The organism is Rhodovulum sp. DZ06 (assembly GCF_050586345.1).
Taxonomy (GTDB): Bacteria; Pseudomonadota; Alphaproteobacteria; order Rhodobacterales; family Rhodobacteraceae; genus JBOCEF01.
This window is the reverse complement of record NZ_JBOCEF010000010.1, coordinates 87,898-105,450: the sequence shown is the minus strand read 5'-3', so window position 1 is coordinate 105,450 and position 17,553 is coordinate 87,898. Positions and strand designations below refer to the sequence as shown.

16 protein-coding genes and 1 tRNA gene are annotated in these 17,553 nt (G+C 72.4%); 4 read left to right on the top strand and 13 right to left on the bottom strand.

What is annotated here, in order from left to right:
* Positions 1 to 61 precede the first annotated feature (61 nt).
* The 3 genes from ACQ5SO_RS07095 to ACQ5SO_RS07085 form a co-directional block, all read right to left on the bottom strand.
* Positions 62 to 1,948, bottom strand: coding sequence for a DUF6538 domain-containing protein (locus tag ACQ5SO_RS07095; RefSeq protein ID WP_430940888.1), 1,887 nt, complete (start codon positions 1,946 to 1,948; stop codon positions 62 to 64).
* Between the two features lie 105 nt (positions 1,949 to 2,053).
* Positions 2,054 to 2,128 (bottom strand) — tRNA-Asn (locus tag ACQ5SO_RS07090).
* A gap of 128 nt (positions 2,129 to 2,256) precedes the next feature.
* Complete coding sequence (locus ACQ5SO_RS07085; protein ID WP_430940887.1) at positions 2,257 to 3,045, bottom strand: IclR family transcriptional regulator; 789 nt, start codon at positions 3,043 to 3,045, stop codon at positions 2,257 to 2,259.
* Between the two features lie 226 nt (positions 3,046 to 3,271).
* Between ACQ5SO_RS07085 and pcaD the strand changes: the two genes are divergently transcribed.
* From pcaD to ACQ5SO_RS07070, 3 genes are all read left to right on the top strand, one after another.
* A complete protein-coding gene (gene pcaD, locus ACQ5SO_RS07080; RefSeq protein WP_430940886.1) occupies positions 3,272 to 4,066 on the top strand; it encodes a 3-oxoadipate enol-lactonase in 795 nt (264 codons plus the stop codon).
* A complete protein-coding gene (gene pcaC, locus ACQ5SO_RS07075) occupies positions 4,059 to 4,460 on the top strand; it encodes a 4-carboxymuconolactone decarboxylase (RefSeq protein ID WP_430940885.1) in 402 nt (133 codons plus the stop codon). The genes pcaD and pcaC overlap by 8 nt, the downstream gene beginning before the upstream one ends.
* A gap of 74 nt (positions 4,461 to 4,534) precedes the next feature.
* The gene (locus ACQ5SO_RS07070) at positions 4,535 to 5,107 is read left to right on the top strand and encodes a hypothetical protein (RefSeq protein WP_430940884.1); all 573 of its coding nucleotides are present in this window, start codon (positions 4,535 to 4,537) and stop codon (positions 5,105 to 5,107) included.
* A 24-nt stretch (positions 5,108 to 5,131) separates the two neighbouring features.
* Here the strand turns inward: ACQ5SO_RS07070 and ACQ5SO_RS07065 are convergent, their stop codons facing one another.
* The 6 genes from ACQ5SO_RS07065 to ACQ5SO_RS07040 form a co-directional block, all read right to left on the bottom strand.
* Positions 5,132 to 5,719: a 2OG-Fe(II) oxygenase gene (locus ACQ5SO_RS07065; RefSeq protein ID WP_430940883.1), complete on the bottom strand. Its 588-nt coding sequence runs from the start codon at positions 5,717 to 5,719 to the stop codon at positions 5,132 to 5,134.
* A 195-nt stretch (positions 5,720 to 5,914) separates the two neighbouring features.
* The gene (locus tag ACQ5SO_RS07060; protein ID WP_430940882.1) at positions 5,915 to 7,252 is read right to left on the bottom strand and encodes a hypothetical protein; all 1,338 of its coding nucleotides are present in this window, start codon (positions 7,250 to 7,252) and stop codon (positions 5,915 to 5,917) included.
* Positions 7,253 to 7,611: 359 nt separating this feature from the next.
* Positions 7,612 to 9,180 carry an acyl-CoA synthetase gene (locus ACQ5SO_RS07055; protein WP_430940881.1) on the bottom strand — a complete coding sequence of 523 codons (1,569 nt, stop codon included), beginning with the start codon at positions 9,178 to 9,180 and terminating at the stop codon, positions 7,612 to 7,614.
* 197 nt (positions 9,181 to 9,377) lie between these two features.
* Entirely contained in the window at positions 9,378 to 9,824 is a 447-nt protein-coding gene (locus ACQ5SO_RS07050; protein ID WP_430940880.1) for a MarR family winged helix-turn-helix transcriptional regulator, read from the bottom strand.
* A 182-nt stretch (positions 9,825 to 10,006) separates the two neighbouring features.
* Positions 10,007 to 11,098: a patatin-like phospholipase family protein gene (locus ACQ5SO_RS07045; RefSeq protein WP_430940879.1), complete on the bottom strand. Its 1,092-nt coding sequence runs from the start codon at positions 11,096 to 11,098 to the stop codon at positions 10,007 to 10,009.
* Between the two features lie 119 nt (positions 11,099 to 11,217).
* Positions 11,218 to 12,003: a 3-hydroxybutyrate dehydrogenase gene (locus ACQ5SO_RS07040; RefSeq protein ID WP_430940878.1), complete on the bottom strand. Its 786-nt coding sequence runs from the start codon at positions 12,001 to 12,003 to the stop codon at positions 11,218 to 11,220.
* Positions 12,004 to 12,560: 557 nt separating this feature from the next.
* Here ACQ5SO_RS07040 and ACQ5SO_RS07035 point away from each other — a divergent pair.
* On the top strand, positions 12,561 to 14,270 hold the full coding sequence (locus tag ACQ5SO_RS07035) for an extracellular solute-binding protein (RefSeq protein ID WP_430940877.1): 1,710 nt from the start codon (positions 12,561 to 12,563) through the stop codon (positions 14,268 to 14,270).
* A gap of 98 nt (positions 14,271 to 14,368) precedes the next feature.
* Here ACQ5SO_RS07035 and ACQ5SO_RS07030 read toward each other — a convergent pair whose 3' ends face one another.
* The 4 genes from ACQ5SO_RS07030 to ACQ5SO_RS07015 all read right to left on the bottom strand — a co-directional run bounded on the left by ACQ5SO_RS07030 (position 14,369) and on the right by ACQ5SO_RS07015 (position 17,527).
* Positions 14,369 to 14,986, bottom strand: coding sequence for a LysE/ArgO family amino acid transporter (locus ACQ5SO_RS07030; RefSeq protein ID WP_430940876.1), 618 nt, complete (start codon positions 14,984 to 14,986; stop codon positions 14,369 to 14,371).
* Positions 14,987 to 15,148: 162 nt separating this feature from the next.
* Entirely contained in the window at positions 15,149 to 15,520 is a 372-nt protein-coding gene (locus ACQ5SO_RS07025; RefSeq protein WP_430940875.1) for a hypothetical protein, read from the bottom strand.
* 264 nt (positions 15,521 to 15,784) lie between these two features.
* On the bottom strand, positions 15,785 to 16,549 hold the full coding sequence (locus ACQ5SO_RS07020; protein WP_430940874.1) for a DUF502 domain-containing protein: 765 nt from the start codon (positions 16,547 to 16,549) through the stop codon (positions 15,785 to 15,787).
* Positions 16,550 to 16,585: 36 nt separating this feature from the next.
* Positions 16,586 to 17,527: a 2-hydroxyacid dehydrogenase gene (locus ACQ5SO_RS07015; RefSeq protein ID WP_430940873.1), complete on the bottom strand. Its 942-nt coding sequence runs from the start codon at positions 17,525 to 17,527 to the stop codon at positions 16,586 to 16,588.
* Between the last annotated feature and the right edge of the window lie 26 nt (positions 17,528 to 17,553).

The window sequence follows — 17,553 nt, the reverse complement described above, 5'->3', positions numbered from 1 at the left end:
CGTTGCCCATATCCGCATTCTTGTCAGACGCTTGGCTCGCTTCCACGCCCCGCCCATCGAATTATGAGTCGGGCTCTGAGAGAGCCTCGCGGGTCTTGCCGCGCTCCACATGCGGAAACAGGCGGTTCTCGCCTTCTCGTCGCCGCAGCGCGACGAGGTCGAGCAAGCCGAGGTCGATGAGGCTCTGGTGCACGGGAATGCGGCGGCGCGCGGCGGAGGATTTCAGCCGCTGGCCATGGCCTTGAGTGATGTCGAAATACGGGATGCCGTCGTCTTCGCGAATGTTCTCGGGCGAGAGCTGGAGCGCCTCTTCCGCACGCAGCGACGCGTGGAGCGAGATCAGCGGCGTCCAGAACAAAGGGTCGCCGGGGTCATCGAGCTGCCCCTGGAAGACCGGCGTGCGGAACAGCGCGCCGAGATGCTCGCCCCAGATTTCGCGGCCCTCGTCCGCCTCGCGAAGCTTCATCTCTTCGACGGCGGCGCCTCTCCAGATCACGCCCTCCATCACGTTGGACGTCATCTGGCCGAGGGCGACGAGGTAGCGGACGACGCGCTGCGCGTCTTGCATGTGACGGTAGACGGTCGCGACGCTCAGGCGAGGGACGGCGGCGTTGTGCCAGGCAAGTTCTGCGTTGCCGGCGCTCTCGCCGGCGTTGATCGCTTTGCGGCGGGCGGCTTCGCGCGCGGCGGCTTCCTCGGCATCGAGGCGTTCGACGAAGCCGCGCAGGTCCTCGGGCTGGTGCTGAGACTTGCCATGTGTCCGCGGCAGGCGGGTGATGATGTCGAACGCGTCGACGAAGTGCTTTCGCTCAAGCTGCTCCGTCGGGAGCTTCGGAAGCAAGCTGTCGAGCAGCTTGATCGTCGCCTCGGCGTTGGCGCGAGAGTTCTTGCGCCAGGAGCTTCCCCTGCCGGGGTTTCCTACTTCGTCCCGGGTCTTGCCCTCTTTGCCGGCGCATCGCGCTTCGATGTAGGCGCGGGCTGCCTCGGCGAACCGTCGCCCCTTGCGGCTTTGAGCCCGGCTCGCCGATTTCTCCCGAACCGCGACGCGCGGCGTGGGGGCGGGCAGAGGCGCGCCGTTCGTCCTCGGCGCAGGCGCGGTCGGAGCGGTGTGGATAGGGGTAGGGGAGCCGCCAAGCGCGCCGGTCTGCTCCGCGGGGAGGGGGTGGCGTTCAGAGGGCGCCTGCGTATCCGCCGCGCGGGCGGCCGGCGAATCGACCGGCGCATGGGTGCGGCTGGGCGCCGAGTGGGGCGGAGCAGCGCTTGCAAATGTCGCCGGCGCCGCGTGGGCTGCGGCAAGCTGCGTCGGCGGATGTTGGAGCCAAGGGGCGATGAACGGCGTAGGCGGCGGGGCGGCGGTGGCTGCGGTGAACCAGGGGGAGGGCGACGTGTAGTGGCCGCGGTCGCAGCGAACGCGCTCCTCGCTCACGTCGAGGAGGACGCGTGTGGCTTCGTAAGCGAGCCAAAGCCAGTCGGGATAGGATTCGTCGAGGGTGATTCCCAGTCGTCGGGCCACCTCGCGCAGGGGCGCGCGGGCGCTCTCGCGATCTCGGGCGTAGAGGGCGGCGCGCAGCGTCTGTTGCAGCGCCATTTCACGTGCGATCTCGGCTTCGGCGGCGATCGCATCGCGGATCGGGGCCCGCGCGCGCTGCTGCGCGGCGGCTTCGACTTCAAAACGTGCAAGTTCGATGAGAATCCGCTCGGCTGACGCTGGGTCGATCGGCATCGTCGTCTCCGTCATGGCGGCGAACGCAAGGTCGCTCATGGCTGAGAGGCGTTGTGCGGTGATTTTCGCGGCGGAGAGGTCGTGAGTCCGCAACGAGAGGCACAAGAACGCGTTTTGTGGGAAATGATCGCCGTAACGGCGGCGCACCGTTTTCGGCCACCGACGGCGCCAGTGCCAGCCGGAGGGACGATATTCGAGATGTGCCTGAGGGGTTTTACGAGGCATGCGCGACTCCAATGTGCAGAGCGGAGTGCACGTCGCGGCGCCATCGGGCCTCCCCGGAGCGGGAAGAAAAGCAAACCAAAACAATATCAGCAGGTTGGGGCAAGCTGGCTCCGGCGGTAGGATTCGAACCTACGACCAGCGGATTAACAGTCCGATGCTCTACCACTGAGCTACGCCGGATCAGAGCTGCTTGCGGGGCGTCGTATACCCACGGGGCGGAGCGGCGTCCAGAGCGAATTTCAAACTTTTTTCGCCCGCCCCCGATTATCTCCGCGCGGCGCCCCCCGGGGGCCGCCGCGCGGGCGCGCTCAGCCCCGGCGGCCGCCGTAATCGCGGGTGATCTCCCCGGCGATGCGCTTCACCGTCTCGCCGATGGCGCGCAGCTTGTCCTCGCCGATCCGGGCCTTCGGGCCCGAGACCGAGATCGCCGCCGCGGGCAGCCCCTGTTCGTTCAGAACCGCCGCCGCGACGCAGCGCATGCCCTCGGCGTTCTCCTCGTCGTCGATGGAAATCCCGGCGGCGCGGATCCGCTCCAGCTCGGCCAGCACCGCGTCCTCGGTCACCAGCGTGCGCGAGGTGGCGCGCGGCATCCCGTGTTCGGCCAGGATCGCGCGGGCCTGCTCCTCGCGCATATGCGCCAGGATCGCCTTTCCGGCGCCGGACCAGTGCATCTTCACGCGCCCGCCGACGCGGGTCAGCGCCCGCATGGAATGGCGCGATTCGATCTGCGCCATGCACACCGCCTCGCCGCCCGATTCCAGGAACACGTTGGCCGTCTCGCCGGTCTGCTCCATCAGTCGGCGCATGTAGGGGCGGGCGAGGGCGATCACGTCGCGGGTGCGCGCGAAGGCGGCCCCGACGGTGAAGGCCGACACGCCCACGTGCCACACCCCCGCCGCGCCGTCGAAGCGCGCGAAACGCTCCGCCTCCAGCGTCGTCAGGATGCGGTGGGCGGTGGAGGCGGCGAGCCCCGCCTTGGCCGCGGTCTCGGACAAGGTCAGGCCGTCGGCGCTCTCGGACAGCGCGCGCATCACCGTCAGCGCCCGGGTGATCGACCTGACCTGCCCGGCGCGACCGTCAGCTTCCTTGCTCGTCATGTGCTCTCCCGCGAAAACATCTCTGCTGGCGCGTTCAGGTAGTGCAAAAGATCCGGGAGGAAAGCGCCCGCCTGCCGGATTCGACACCGAGGGGTGGAAAGCTACCCGCCCCCGCGCGGGGCCTTGCGCCGCCCCGCGGGGCGGGCGAGTGTGGCGGCCCGTTCCGCGCCGCCCCCGGCGGCCCGGCGCGGGCCGCAATTCAACCGTGCAAGGGAGGGCCGGGGCCATGCAGGCGCTGCGATCCAACGGCGTTTACATCCACTACGCCGACGAGGGGGACCCGGACGGCGCGCCGGTGCTGTTCGCCAATTCGCTGGGCACCGATTTCCGGGTCTGGGATGCGCTGATCCCGCGCCTGCCCGCGGGGCTGCGCATCATCCGCTTCGACAAGCGCGGGCATGGCCTGTCCGAGGCGCCCGAGCCGCCCTACGGGATGCAGGAGCTGGTCCACGACGCCGCCGCGGTGCTCGACCACCTCAAGGTCAAGGACGCCGTGGTGGTGGGCCTGTCGATCGGCGGGCTGATCGCGCAGGGCCTCGCGGCCGAGCGCCCGGACCTGGTGAAGGCGATGGTGCTGATGGACACCGCCGCCAAGATCGGGACCGAGGACATGTGGAACGCCCGCATCGACCAGGTGCAGGCCCAGGGCATCGCCTCGATGGCCGAGGGCATCCTCGAGCGCTGGTTCGCCAGGGCGTTCCGCGAGGAAAAGCCGGGCGAGCTGGCCATGTGGCGCGCGATGCTGACCCGCACGACGGTCGAGGGCTATGCCGGCTGCTGCGGCGCGATCCGCGACTGCGACCTGATGGAGAGCACCTCGCGCCTCACCCTGCCGACGCTGGCGATGGGCGGGGACGAGGACGGCTCCACCCCGCCCGACCTGGTGCGGGAGACCGCGAACCTCGTGCTCGGGGCCCGGTTCGAGCTGATCCGCGGCGCGGGCCACCTGCCTTGCGTCGAGAAGCCGGGGGAGACCGCGGCGCTGATCTCGGCCTTCCTCGAGGAAGTCGGCCATGTCTGACGCGGCCCCGAAATCCGCCCGCCACGCCGAGGGGATGGCGGTGCGCCGCTCGGTCCTCGGGGACGCCCATGTGGACCGGGCCGAGGCCGCCAAGACCGCGTTCGACGAGCCGTTCCAGGACTTCATCACCGAGGGCGCCTGGGGCACGGTCTGGAAGTCCGACGGGCTGACGAAGCGCGAACGCTCGATGATCACGCTGGCGCTGCTGGCCGCGCTGGGGCACTGGGACGAGGTGGCGATGCATGTGCGCGCCACGAAGAACACCGGGGCCACGCCGAAGGACATCCAGGAGGCGATGATGCATGTCGCCGTCTATGCCGGGGTGCCCGCCGCCAACCACGCGCTGAAGATCGTCAAGCAGACGCTGGCGGAAATGGAGGCGGCGGAGGGCTGACCGCCCGCCGCCCCCCGACCCCTCCCGCGCCCCCGGCCCCCGCGCCGGGGGCGCCGCTGCGAAAAGGGCCTGCCATGTCCTGCATCTACGACCACCTCGCCGCCTCCGGGCAGTGGATCATCTCCTCGCCCATCGACGGGCTGGCGGATGAAGACGCGGCGCTGCGCACGCTCGAGGCCCTGCGCGAGGCGCTGGAGCCGCTGGAGCGGCTGGTGGAGGACGAGGCCGCCCGCCCGAACGGCGCGGCGTTCTTCGCCCTCAACCCGCGCGGCGAGGATTACGAGGTCGAGGTCTTCGATCCCTGGGCCGAGGAGGTCCAGGCCTTCTGGCAGCTGGTGGCGAAGACCGAGTCGCTGCACCCCACGGCGGAACTCCTGTTCCTCGCCGCCGGGGACCTGTTGCAGCGCTGGGGCCCGGATGCGGGCGCCGAAGGGTTGTGGGAGGCCGAGGGCGTGCAGTTCTGCGAGGCCGCCCTCGCGGTCCTGGCGCTGGGCGCGCCGGACTTCCTCGCGCATTACCTGCGCTTCCTCGACCTGTGGGATCTCGAAAGCGCGTCCTCGCAATACGAGATCACCCAAGCGCTGGTCGAGGCCCATGGCGAGGAGCCGGAGGCCTTCGCGCTGGAGGCGAAGCTGGAGACGTTCTGAGGCGCCCCCGCGCCCCCGCGCCCCTTACCGGAACGCGGGCCCGTGGACCCAGAGCGTCAGCGACCGCCGCGTCCCGGCGGTCACCGGCGTGACCCGGTGCAGCATGAAGCTGGGGAACAGCACGGCCGAGCCGATGGCGCGGTCGAGCGAGACGGTATTGCCGTCATTGAGCTCGAGCGTCCCGCCCTCATAGGCGTCCGGCGCCGAGAGCTGGGCCACGAAGGTCAGCTTGCGCTTGGCCGCCCACTGACCGGCCCCGAGGTCCATGTGCCAGTCGAAATGGCCCAGGTCCCCGGCGTCGTACTCGGCCACCTGCATGCGTTCCGCGAACTGGTCGAGGGCGAAGTCGAAATGGGTCCGGTTGGCCTCGGCCGCCGCCTCCATGATCCGGGTGAAGACCCAGGCGGCGTCGCCTTCCTCGTCCGGCCAGGCGATGCGCGCGCGGCGCTGGCCCGGGTCGGTCGCGCCGCGCACCAGCCCCGCCTCGGCATAGCCCGCGGCGGCGGCATGGGCGCAGATCCGCGCGCATTCCGAAGGGCTGAACAGGGCGGGCAGGAACAGGGGGGCGAGGGAATGGCCGCGGGCGGCGCTCGCCGCGGCGGGAAGGGGCATGTTCACCGGCGTCTCGTGGGCTGGGAGGGGCGAGGGCGGCAGCATGGCGCTGCGCGGCGCCGCCGTCTCGCCGGTTCCCGACCGGGCGGGGGCGGGAACGGGGCGCCGGATCGCGGCGCCGGGATGTCGGTTTCGGGCCGTGCCAGGCGGTGGGCGGCGGGGCCGGGCCGCGGCGCGCGGGCGGCCCCCGCCGGGTCAGAAGATCACCGCCCGCTCCGCCGCCGCGAAGATCCAGGGCCAGATCCCCGCGCCCCCCACCAGCCCGTCGAGCGCGAAGAGCGCCAGCCGCCCCGCCCCCCACAGCACCAGCGCCGCGAATCCCGCGCAGACCGACAGGTAGGTCGCCACCAGCCACTGCGTCGCCTTCTCCTCCGCCTCCTGGTCCTCCTGGATCCAGAAGGCGGTGCGCGCGGCGAAGGGCGGGCGCAGCGTGGCCAGCGCGAACACCGCGAAGAACAGGTGCAGCGCCGTGGGCGCGAGGGTCGAGAGCAGCATCACCGTCATCGCCAGCCCCGGCCCGCCGAACGGGTCCCCGGCCGCGGCGGCGAGGTCCTGCCAGGACCCGTCCCCCTCCACCGCGTGGAGCGCGTTGGCCAGCGCCGCGGCCAGCCCGAACATGCAGACCAGCGCCAGCCCGACATCCGCCGCCGCATGGGCCGCCAGCGCCCCCAGCCGCGCCGCCAGCCGCGGCCCCCGCGCGTCGGCAAGCAGCCGCGCCATCAGCCAGCGGCTCGCCGCCCAGGAGGGCAGGTCGAACAGCGCGTTGATCATCGGCAGCCCGATCATCACCACGACCGAGGCCGCCGGCGCCACCGCTCCGACCGCCAGCGACGCGGCGGCGAGGGCGGCGGCCAGCCCCGCCGCGCCGATGCCGATCGTCGTCCCCACCCCCGCGATCAGCCCCGCGCCCGCGGCCATCGAGGCGGGGTCGAGCAGCGCGTCCAGCCGGTCCCAGCCGGAGGCGAGGCCGAGCAGCACGACGGCCGGGCCGAACCCGACCAGCGCCGCGGCGGCCCCTGCGGCGGCGGTCAGGACCAGCTCCTGCGCCGTAAGCCGGGCCGCCCGCGCCCGGCCCGCCCCGGCGCGCGCCGCGGCGTGGCGGCGGGCGACCCAGCGGCAGGCGGAGAACGCGGGCAGGAAGGTCGAGAGGAACATCACCGCCGCCACCGCCGCGCGCTCGCCCGCGCCGCCGGACGGGTCGGTCAGCGCCACCTGCAGGATCCACAGGCAGGGCGCGTAGAGCACCGCGAGGCGGAAGCACACCGCCAGCGCCCGTGCCCCGAGGGGCGGGCCGAAGGCGCGGTCGAGCCGCGCCAGCGTGCCGTCCAGCAGCCCGGCATAGGCGTCGCTCCAGCGTCCGCCATAGAGCCACATCCGCACCCGGGCGCGCCATTTCGGCCCGCCGAGCGCGCGCAGGAAGAAGGCCAGCGCGCTGGGCATGACCACGGTGTAGATGGCGACGAGGGCGGGATCCCCGGGCAGGCACCAGCCGAGCGCCTCGACCCCGGTGCAGGTCTGCGTCGCCTCGGTCATGCCCGCGCCCTTCCCCGTCATCCTCGGGGTCAAGGATGGCGGGGAAGGGCGGGTCGGATCAATGGTCTTGGCGCCGGGGGCGCGGCTGGCGCGTGGACGGGCGGGGCGTGGATGGCCGGTGCGTGGACGGCTGGTGCTTGGACGGCAGGGGCGTGGGGACGGGCGGGGCGTGGACGGCCGGGGCGTGGGGACGGGCGCCCGGAGGGGGCGCGGGGGCGGCCGTCCGGCGCGTGGATGCCGGGCGGCTGCGTCGTATCGCGGCGGTGCGGCGGCGCCGCGCGGGGCAGGGGCGCTGGGCGGGGCGGTCGCCGGGCGGGGCAGGCGCGGGGCGGCCCGGGCGGGGCGCGGCCCCGCCGCCCTCAGCCGCGGTCCTTGCGGTGCGCCTCGACCAGCGCCTTGCGCTGGACCTTGCCGTTGGGGGTGCGCGGCAGGGCGTCGACGGTGATCACCTCGCGCGGGCGCTTGTACTTGGCCAGCGCCTCTTCCGCGTGGGCCAGGATCGCGGCGGGGTGGATCTCGGCCCCCTCCTTCGGCACCACGAAGGCGGCGATGATCTCGAGGTCCGCGCGCACGGGCAGGGCGGCGACGGCGACCTCGGCCACGCCGGGGGCCTGGGCGAGGGCGGCCTCGACCTCGCCCGGGCTGACGCGATAGCCGAGCGCGTTCATCACCTCGTCCGCGCGGCCCTCGTGGCGCACATAGCCGTCTTCGTCCATCACCGCGACGTCGCCGGTGACGAACCAGTCGCCCTCGTATTCCGTGTCCTGCCGCCAGTAGCCGAGCATCAGCCCCGGATCGCGCGCGTCGACCGCGATGCGGCCCATCTCGCCGACCGGCACGGGGGCGCCGTCATCGCCGAGGAGCGCGATGCGGCGGCCTTTCTGCGGGCGGCCCGCGAAGCCGGGGCGCACGGGCACGGAGGGGGAGCAGGAGATGTAGGTGGAGATCTCGGACATGCCGAGGGCTTCGAACAGGGGCTTGCCGGTGGCCGCCTCCCACGCCTCGCGCAGGGGCTGGGGCGTGCGTTCCCCGGCGGTGATGCCGTGGCGCAGCTGCTTGAGGGGGCCGAGGTCGGCGCCGGATTTGAGCATCTGGCGGTACACGCCGGGCGCGCCCGCGAAGATGGTGGCGCCGCTTTCGGCCACGAGGCGCGGCCAGATGCCGGGATCGCGATGGCCGGTATAGATGGTGGTCGAGGCGCCGGCCCCCCAGGGGTCCTGCAGGCCCGCGCCAAGGGTGTAGGTCCAGTTGAACGCCCCGGCATGGAGCACCGCGTCGTCGGCGGTCAGCCCGTACCAGCCGTCCCACATCATCCGCCGCGCCCAGGCGCTGCGCTGGGCGTGGAGCACGCCCTTGGGCCGCCCCGAGGTGCCGGAGGTGTAGATCAGGAAGGCCGGGTCCTCGGCATGGGTCGGCCCGAAATCGGGGGCGGGGGATTCGCCCATGATCTCGGCGATCCGCGCGTCGCCCGCGAGGCGCCCGGGCGCGTCGAACCCCGCCGGGCGCTCGTCATCGGCGCACAGGACCAGCGCCGGGTCGGCGTCTTCGACGAGGCGGGCGAGTTCCGGGCCGGTGAGCAGGGTCGAGGTCGGGACCGCGACGGCCCCCGCGGCGACGGCGCCGAAGAACAGGATGGGGAAGCGCGGCTCGTTGCCGATGCGCAGGATCACCCGGTCGCCGGGCATCACGCCCGCGACCTGCAGGCCCGCGGCGGCGCGCAGGACGGCGTCGCGCATCTCGCCATAGGTCCAGCGGCGGGTCCCGTCATCGCCGACGACCGTCAGGCAGATCTTGTCGTCCGGCGCGTCGTGGCCGAGGGCGTGGGCCGCGAGGTTCATGTGCTCGGGCGGCGCCGCGAAGGGGCCGAGATCGAAGAGCGAGACCGAGAGGGGCGGGACGCCGGGCGCGTCTTTGGCGGGCTGTGTCATGGGGGATGGATAGCGCGCGGGGGGGCGGGCGGACAGATGGAATCGCGCGATGGGGGGGATCGCGCGGGGTTATGGCGGCCCCCGCCTGCCCGCCTGCCCGCCTGCCCGCGCGCCCGGCGGCGCGCCGCGCCGCCTTCCAGCGAAAGCGGCGGGGCTCGCCCCCTCCCCGCCCCCTTGGGCGCGGGCCTCCGCCCCCGTCAGAGGCGGTTGCGGTCCAGCCAGCGGCCGAGATCCACCAGCGTCTCGGTGAAACGGGCCAGTTCCTCCGGCGGGTACCGCCCCAGGACCTGCGCCAGGTCCGGGCCCATCGCCTGCCGGATCTCCTCCAGCAGCGCCGCGCCCTTCTCCGTCGCCTCGATGCGCCGCGCGCGCTGGTCCTTCGGGTCGGGCGTCATGCGCACCAGGCCCATCGTCTCGAACTTGGCCAGGGTCTTGGTCACCGCGGGCTGGCCCATCTCCACCGCCGCGGCGATGTCGCTGACCCGCTCGCCACCCCCGTCGCGCCGCCGCACGAGGTGGTGCAGCACGCTGAACTGGCCCATCGTCAACCCGTGCGGCTCCAGCAGCTTGCCCATGCGCGCGCCGAAGAGCTGGCCCACGATGGACAGCCAGGTGCTGCATTCGCCGATCATCCGCATGTCCATGCGCGCCTCCCGTGCCCGGCGCGCGGCCGCGTGCGCCCCGGGGTCAAACCCAAGGCATGCATGGGCAGGCCCGGGCGCGCAATCGCCGCGGGAGCGCCCGCGCCCCTGCCGCGCCCCGGCGGCGGCGGCCCGCAGCGCCCGCGCGCCCCCGCCCGGGCCGCCGCCGAGGGCGGCGCGCCCCCTCAGCCGTACATCTTCTCCAGGTCCACCGTCGCCCGGGTCCCGAGATCGTCCCAATGCGCCGAGAGGAACCGGTCCATCGCCGCCGCCCCGGCCTCGCGCAGCTTCTCCAGAAGGAACGGATCGGGGTTCACCTTGGTGCTCGCCCCCAGCCGCCGCATCGTCTCGTCATCGGCGACCGAGTGGATCAGCACGTCCTTCCACTCCCCCTCGTGCAGCTTGCCCTCGCGGATCAGCCGCCGGACCATGTTGATCGCCCTGAGCTCGAAATTCAGGCTCGAGTTGAAGCTGATCTCGTTGACCCGGTTCTCGATCTCCTTCGCCGTGCGCGGAACCTCGTCGCGCTCCATCGGGTTGATGTGCACGATCACCACGTCCCGCGCCTGCGATCCGCGGTGGAGCGGGAACAGCGCCGGGTTGCCGGTGAAGCCGCCGTCCCAGAACGCCTCCTTGCGGCCGGTCGTGGGGTCGTCGATCTCCACCGCCTGGAACAGCGAGGGCAGGCAGGTCGAGGCGACGATGGCGTCGACGCTGATCTCCTCGCCCTCGAACACCCGGATCTTGCCGGTGCGCACATTGGTGGCGGCGATATAGAGATGGGGGCGGCAGGCCGCGCAGACCCGGTCGAAATCGAGGTCGTCCGCCAGCAGGTCGCGCAGCGGGTTGATGTCGAACGGGTTCAGGTCATAGGGCGAGAAGAACTGCGCCACCTGCGCGTTCATCAGGTTCTGCGGCGCCGCGTCGATGGCGGCCGAGACGGTGGTCAGCGTCGGGTGGATCGCCTTGACCCATTCCAGCACCGGGTTGAAGGACGACCGCCGCGCCATCTCGCCGATGCTGCCCCACAGGTGCGCCAGCGCCTGCCCGGCGCCCTTCCGGTCGCCATCGGCATAGCCCGACTTGAAGGCGGCGGCGTTCATCGCCCCGGCGGAGGTGCCGGAGATCGCCTCGATCTCCACCCGCTCCTCCTCCAGCAGCCGGTCGAGCGCGCCCCAGGTGAAGGCGCCGTGCGCGCCGCCGCCCTGGAGGGCGAGGTTGATGGTCTTGGTCCCGCCATGGACGGCGGGAACGGGGCAGGTTTCCGGGGAGGTCATGGGAATGCTCCGGGCGTTGCGGCGATCAGGGTCGGGGGGAGGGGGCGCAGGCGGCCTCCCCGCCGCAAGCGCGCGCCGTGCGTCCGGGGGGCCTGCGCGGCCCCCCGGCGCGCGGGGCGTCAGAGGGCGGTCCAGCCGCCGTCGACCGACAGGGTGGTGCCGGTGATCTGCTCGGCCGAATCCGAGCACAGGAAGGCCACGCAGCCGCCGAGCTGGGCGGTGGTGGCGAACTCCTTCGAGGGTTGGCGCTCGAGGATCACCTTCTCGATCACCTCGTCCTTCTCCATCCCGTATTTCTTCATCGTGTCGGGGATCTGCGCCTCGACCAGCGGGGTCAGGACATAGCCCGGGCAGATCGCGTTGCAGGTGATCGGCTCCTTCGCCGTCTCAAGGGCCGTCACCTTGGTCAGCCCGACGACGCCGTGCTTGGCCGCGACATAGGCCGATTTGAAGGGCGAGGCGGTGAGGCCATGCGCCGAGGCGATGTTGACCACGCGGCCCCAGCCCGCCTCGCGCATGATCGGCAGCGCGGCGGCGGTGGTGTGGAAGCTGGAGCTGAGGTTGATGGCGATGATCGCGTCCCATTTCTCGGGCGGGAACTCGTCGATCGCGGCGACGTGCTGGATGCCGGCGTTGTTCACCAGGATGTCGACCGAGCCGAGCTTCTCCTTCGCCGTCTCGACCAGGGCGCGGCACTCCTCGCCCTTGGACATGTCGGCCTTGATGTAGACCGCCTTCACCCCGTGCTCCTTGCCGATTTTCTCGGCCAGGTCGTGGTCCTCGGCGTTGTCGGTGAAGGAGTTGAGGGCGACGTTGCAGCCCTGCGAGGCGAGGTACTCGGCCACGCCGAGGCCGATGCCGGAGTTGGAGCCGGTGATGACGGCGGATTTGCCCTTGAGGGACATGGGGGGCCTTCCTTTCTGACGCGCCCGTCTTGGGGGGCGGGCAGGCATGTGTCGCAACACAGAATAGGTGCTGCGGCTGCGAAGGCGAATGCCCGGCGGCGCCGCGGGAGCGTTTTCGCCGCAGGTTCACGATGGGGTGACGATGGGGGGCGGGGCCGTGCGCCGCCATCTTGCGGACGCATCGGGCGCCTTCTCTGGCCCCGCGCGGCGCGGCCCGTTAGGCTGCGCGCCAGCCCCGGGGAAGGCGCAAAAAAAACGCCCCCGCAAGCGAGGGCGTTAAGTCGTTGAGGCAGGTTTCATACAGGCAAGAAACCTATCGAGCAGTGAGGCGAAGATACGGAATGGCAGCTCCGACTCGCAAGCGATTCTTTTCAATGACATATCGGGCCTGCGCCCTTGCGCGGGGGGGCGTTCTGCGCGCCCCCGGCGCGGGCCTTCGGCGACTCGGGCGCCGATTGGGGAGCGCGGCGCGCAAGGCGCCAATTGTGGCGGTTTCAGCCGTATTTCTTACAATTTTAACCAATTCCGCAGCGGCCGACCCGGCCCACGGAATCGCCATGCACGGGGCCCCGGCGCTGCCCGAAGGGTTCGCGCACCTGCCTTATGCCGACCCCGACTCGCCGAAGGGCGGGCGACTCACCCTCGGGGAAGTGGGGGGCTTCGATTCGCTCAACCCCTGGATCGTGAAGGGCCGCGCGCCCTGGGCGATCCGGTCCCTCTCCTTCGAAACCCTGCTGGGCCGCAACTGGGACGAGCCCTTCGCCCTCTACGGCCTGCTGGCCGAAACGGTGGAGACGCCCGAGGACCGCACTTGGGTCGAATTCAAGCTGCGCCCCGAGGCGCGGTTCTCCGACGGCTCGCCGGTCACGGCCGAGGACGTGATCTGGTCGATGGAGGTTCTGGCGGAAAAGGGCCTGCCGGGCTTCCGGTCCTCCTGGAAGAAGGTGGCGAAGGCCGAGGACCTCGGCGGCGGGCGCATCCGCTTCACGTTCAACGCCCCGGACCGGGAGATGCCGCTGATCCTCGGCCTGCGCCCGATCATGCAGAAGGCCTGGTTCGAGGGGCGCGATTTCGGCGACACGATCCTGGAGCCGATGGTCACCAGCGGCCCCTACATCGCCGCCGACCTGGAACCGGGCCGCTACGTGACCTTCCGCAAGAACCCCGACTGGTGGGGCGCGGACCTCCCCTTCAATGCCGGGCGCTGGAACTTCGAGGAGATCCGGCACGAATGGTACAAGGACGCCGCCGGCGTGTGGGAGGCGTTCAAGGCCGGGCAGGTCGACATGTTCCGCGACGGCGACCCGGGCCGCTGGCAGGACGGCTATGACTTCGCCGCCGCCCGGGACGGCCGGGTGCGCAAGGCCGAGATCCCGCATGGCCGCCCCTCGGGCATGACCGGCTTCGTGTTCAACATGCGCCGCGCGCCCTTCGATGACCGGCGCGTGCGCCTCGCGCTCGCCCATGCCTTCGATTTCGAGTGGATCAACAAGACCATGAACCGCGGCGGCTACGCGCGGATCGAAAGCTTCTTCGGCGGCTCGCCGCTGGGCCACGCGGGCAAGGCCGAGGGGCGGGAGCGCGAGATCCTCGCGCCCTTCGCCGCCGAGCTGCCCGAGGGGGCGCTGGAGGCGGCGATGGAGTGGCCCGCCTCGGACGGCTCGGGCCGCAACCGGCGCAACCTGCGCAAGGCCAAGAAGCTGCTGGAAAGCGCCGGGTTCAAGGTGGTGGACGGGGTGCTGACCTCGGCGGAAGGGGAGCCCTTCCGCTTCGAGATCCTCCTCGGCGGCGGCGCGTGGGAGGCGGCGGCGGCCACCTTCGTCGACGGGCTCAGGCCGCTGGGGATCGAGGCGCGGATCAGGACCGTGGATTCGGCGCAGTTCCAGGCCCGCGTGAACGAGTACGACTACGACATGGTGGTGCGCACCTGGGCGATGTCGCTGAGCCCGGGCAACGAGCAGCGCTTCTACTGGGACGGCGCGGGGCGCACCCAGCCGGGCACGCGGAACTATGCCGGGATCGACAGCCCTGCGGTGGACGCCGCCATCGACGCGCTGCTGGCGGCGCGGGAGCGCGAGGGGTTCGAGGCCGCGGCCCGCGCCCTCGACCGCGCGCTGACCTGGGAGGTGCAGGCGATTCCGCTCTGGCATGCGCCGGCCTCGCGCATCGCGGTGTGGGAGGGGTATTCCTGGCCCGAGAAACTGCCGCTTTACGGCGACTGGACCGGCTGGCTGCCGGACGTGTGGCGGGCGGCGCCGGCGGAGTGAGGGGCGGCGCTGCGGCGCTGCGCGCCGCTTGCGAGGGAGGGAAGGGGCCTGAGGGCCCCTTCCCTCCCTCGCGCTCCCTCCCATCCCCCTTGCGGACGTCAGCCGAGGATCAGCGTCGCGGCGATGGTCCACATCACCGCGGCGATCAGCACGTCCAGCACCCGCCATGCCGCCGGAAGGGCGAAGAGCGGCGCCAGCAGCCGCGCGCCGTACCCGAGGCCGAAGAAGAACACGAAGCTTGAGGTCACCGCCCCGGCGGCGAAGGCGGGGCGATCCGCGGGCGGGAAATCGGTGGAAATCGCCCCGATCAGCGCCAGCGTGTCCAGGTAGACATGCGGGTTCAGCCAGGTGAAGGCGAGCGTCGCGAGCAGCGCCGCGCGCAGGGATTGCTCGGCCGCGCCCTGCATCGCCATCGCCTCGCCCCGCCATGCCGCGCGCAGCCGCAGCGCGCCGTAAGCCAGCAGGAAGGCGGCCCCGCCCCAGGTCATCACCAGCCGCAGGGTCTCGTTCCCCGCGATCAGCGCCCCCATCCCCGCGACCCCGGCGATGACCAGCACCGCGTCCGAGACGGCGCAGGTCAGGCACACCCAGAACACGTGCGTCCGCGCCAGCCCCTGGCGCAGCACGAAGGCGTTCTGCGCCCCGATGGCGAGGATCAGCGAAAAGCCGGTGGCGAACCCGGCCAGGGCTGCGGGGACGAAGGTGGCGGCGGACATGCGGGCTCCGGGCGGGAAAGCGCAGTCCCGGGGGCCTGCGCGGGGCCGCCATTAGCCCTGCGCGCAGCCGCGAGGGCAAGCGCCTGCCGCGGGGCGCCACGAGTCGCCGCGGGGCGCAAGGGCCGGGTCCGGCGGCGGCGGGCTGGCCTGCCGCCCGGGCCTTCAGTTGAAGCGCGCCCAGTTCAGGATCACGTTGGTTCCGTCATGCACCACCAGGATCCGCTTGCGCGGGTCGTCGAAGCCGAAGCTGACGATGCGCGCGTCGGCGGGCAGGGCGTCCATCGCGGCCTGGCCCCAGAACATGCGGAACGCGTCGCGGTCATGCGGGTCCTCGTGCATCTCCAGCCAGCCGTAATGCGCGACCAGCGCCGCGACGCCCTCGGCGGGCGGGGGGGCGGTGCGGTGCAGGGCGGAGAGGGCGAGGGTGCGCCATTCCCCGGTCAGCGCCGCCCAGGCGCCCCCGAGGGTGAGGATGATGGCGAGGGAGAGCGCGAGGCCGCGGAGGCTTTCGCGCAGGTGGCGACGGATACGCATCGGCTGAACATCCCGGAAAACGCAAGGCAGGGCGCGCGCAGCATCGTCGCGCGGCGCCCGTCGGTCAACGGCGCGCGGGGACGTGCCGCACGCAAGGCGCGCGCACAGTGGCAAGACGCGCATGAACGGGGACGGAAAGGCGGCGCGCCGGAGGGCTGGGGACGGGGCCGGGGGCGCAGGCGGCGGCGCGCGGGGCGGTCGCGCCGGGGGGCCGCGCGCGGGGCCGGGGCGCGCCGCGGCCCGCCCCGGCGCCCCGCGCGCGGCTCAGGCCTTCGTGCGGCGCCCGTTCCGCCCGTTGCGCCCGGTCTGGGTGCGCGGGCGGGCCATGGCGGCGGCGCGGCGGGCGGCGGCGGCCTTCTCCTCGGCCGTCGGCGGGGTCACGAGGCCGGCCGAGATCACCAGCTTCGCCGCCTCCTCGACCGTCATGTCCAGCTCCACCACGTCCCTGGCGGGCACGAACAGCAGGAAGCCCGAGGTCGGGTTCGGCGTGGTCGGCAGGAACACGCTCATCAGCGGCTCGCCATCCCCGTCCACGCGGGCCGCGACCTCGCCCTTCGCCTCGGTCGACACGAAGGCCACCGCCCAGATGCCCTTGCGCGGGTATTCCACCAGGCAGGCCTTCTGGAAGCTGGTCTTCGACTGGCTCAGCACCGTTTCGATGATCTGCTTGAACGCGGCGTAGAGCGAGCTGACCAGCGGCATCCGGTCGACCCAGCTTTCGCCCAGCAGCACCAGCTGCCGGCCGAACACGTTGCGGGTGAAGGTGCCGACCGCCGCGGTGAAGATCAGGAACACCAGCACGCCGAATCCCGGCACGTTGACGCCGAGATAGGAGGACGGGTTGTAGACCGCCGGCACCCAGGGGACGATCTTGGCGTCGATGAACTCGATCACCGTCCAGATCAGGTAGATGGTCAGCGCGACCGGGGCCACGATCACGAGGCCGGTCAGGAAGTTCGCCCGCCAGCGCGGCACGAATCTCTGGCGGCGTCGCGTGCGTTTCCTGCCGTTCCGGGGGGGAGGCGCCATGTGGGTCGTCTTTCTTTCGCTGCGTCGCCGCAAAACCTAGTAGCCGCGGGTCCGGTCTACAACGTGCCGCAAGGGCGCGCCTGCCGCGAGGCGCCCGACCTGGGCCGCCAGCTCGGGCGCCGCCGTCGACGCGCGGGTGGCCGAGGCGATGTGCGGCGTGACCGTCACCCGCGGATGGGTCCGGTAGGGGTGATCGGCGGGCAGCGGCTCCTGCCGGAACACGTCGAGCGTGGCGTGCCCGACCTGCCCGTCCTCCAGCGCCGCGAGCAGCGCGTCATCGTCGATCAGCGCGCCGCGGCCGGGATTGAAGATCTCGGCCCCCCGCGGCAGCAGGGCGAGGGTTTCGGCGTTCAGAAGGGTCTCCGTCTCGGCCGTCAGCGGCAGCAGGGTCACCAGGAACTCGGCCCGCGCCAGCGCGGCGCGCAGGCCCCCGGGCCCCGACAGGCAGTCGATCCCCGGCACGTCCTTCGGGCCGCGCGACCAGCCGGTCACGTCGAAGCCGAACCCCGCCAGCGCCTCGGCCGCCGGGCGGCCCAGCTCGCCCAGCCCCAGCATCACCACCTTGCGCTCGCGCGCCAGCTTCGGGTGGTCGCGCGGCCAGTCCGCGGGCCCCATCGCGAGGTGCCGGTCGAGGCCCACGTGGCGGCGCAGCACGTGGGCGGCCACCCAGTCGCGCATCCCCAGGGTCAGCCCCGGCTCCACCAGCCGCGTCAGCGGGACCTTGATGCCGGGATCGCCGACGATCTTCTCCACCCCCGCCCACATCGACAGCACGGCCCTGAGACGGGTGAAGGGCGCGAAATCCTCCACCGGCCCCTCGGGGTTGTAGAGGATCGCGTCGACCTCCTCCGGGTTCGCCAGCGCGGGGTCCATCACCAGCTCGGCGTCCACCCCCTGCGCGGCGATGGCGGCGGCCAGGGACGGGCCCCATTCCGCGCGCTCGGCCTCGGTTCCGCCGAACAGGATGGTCAGGGTCATCGGATCGCCTTTCGTGGGGGGGAGCG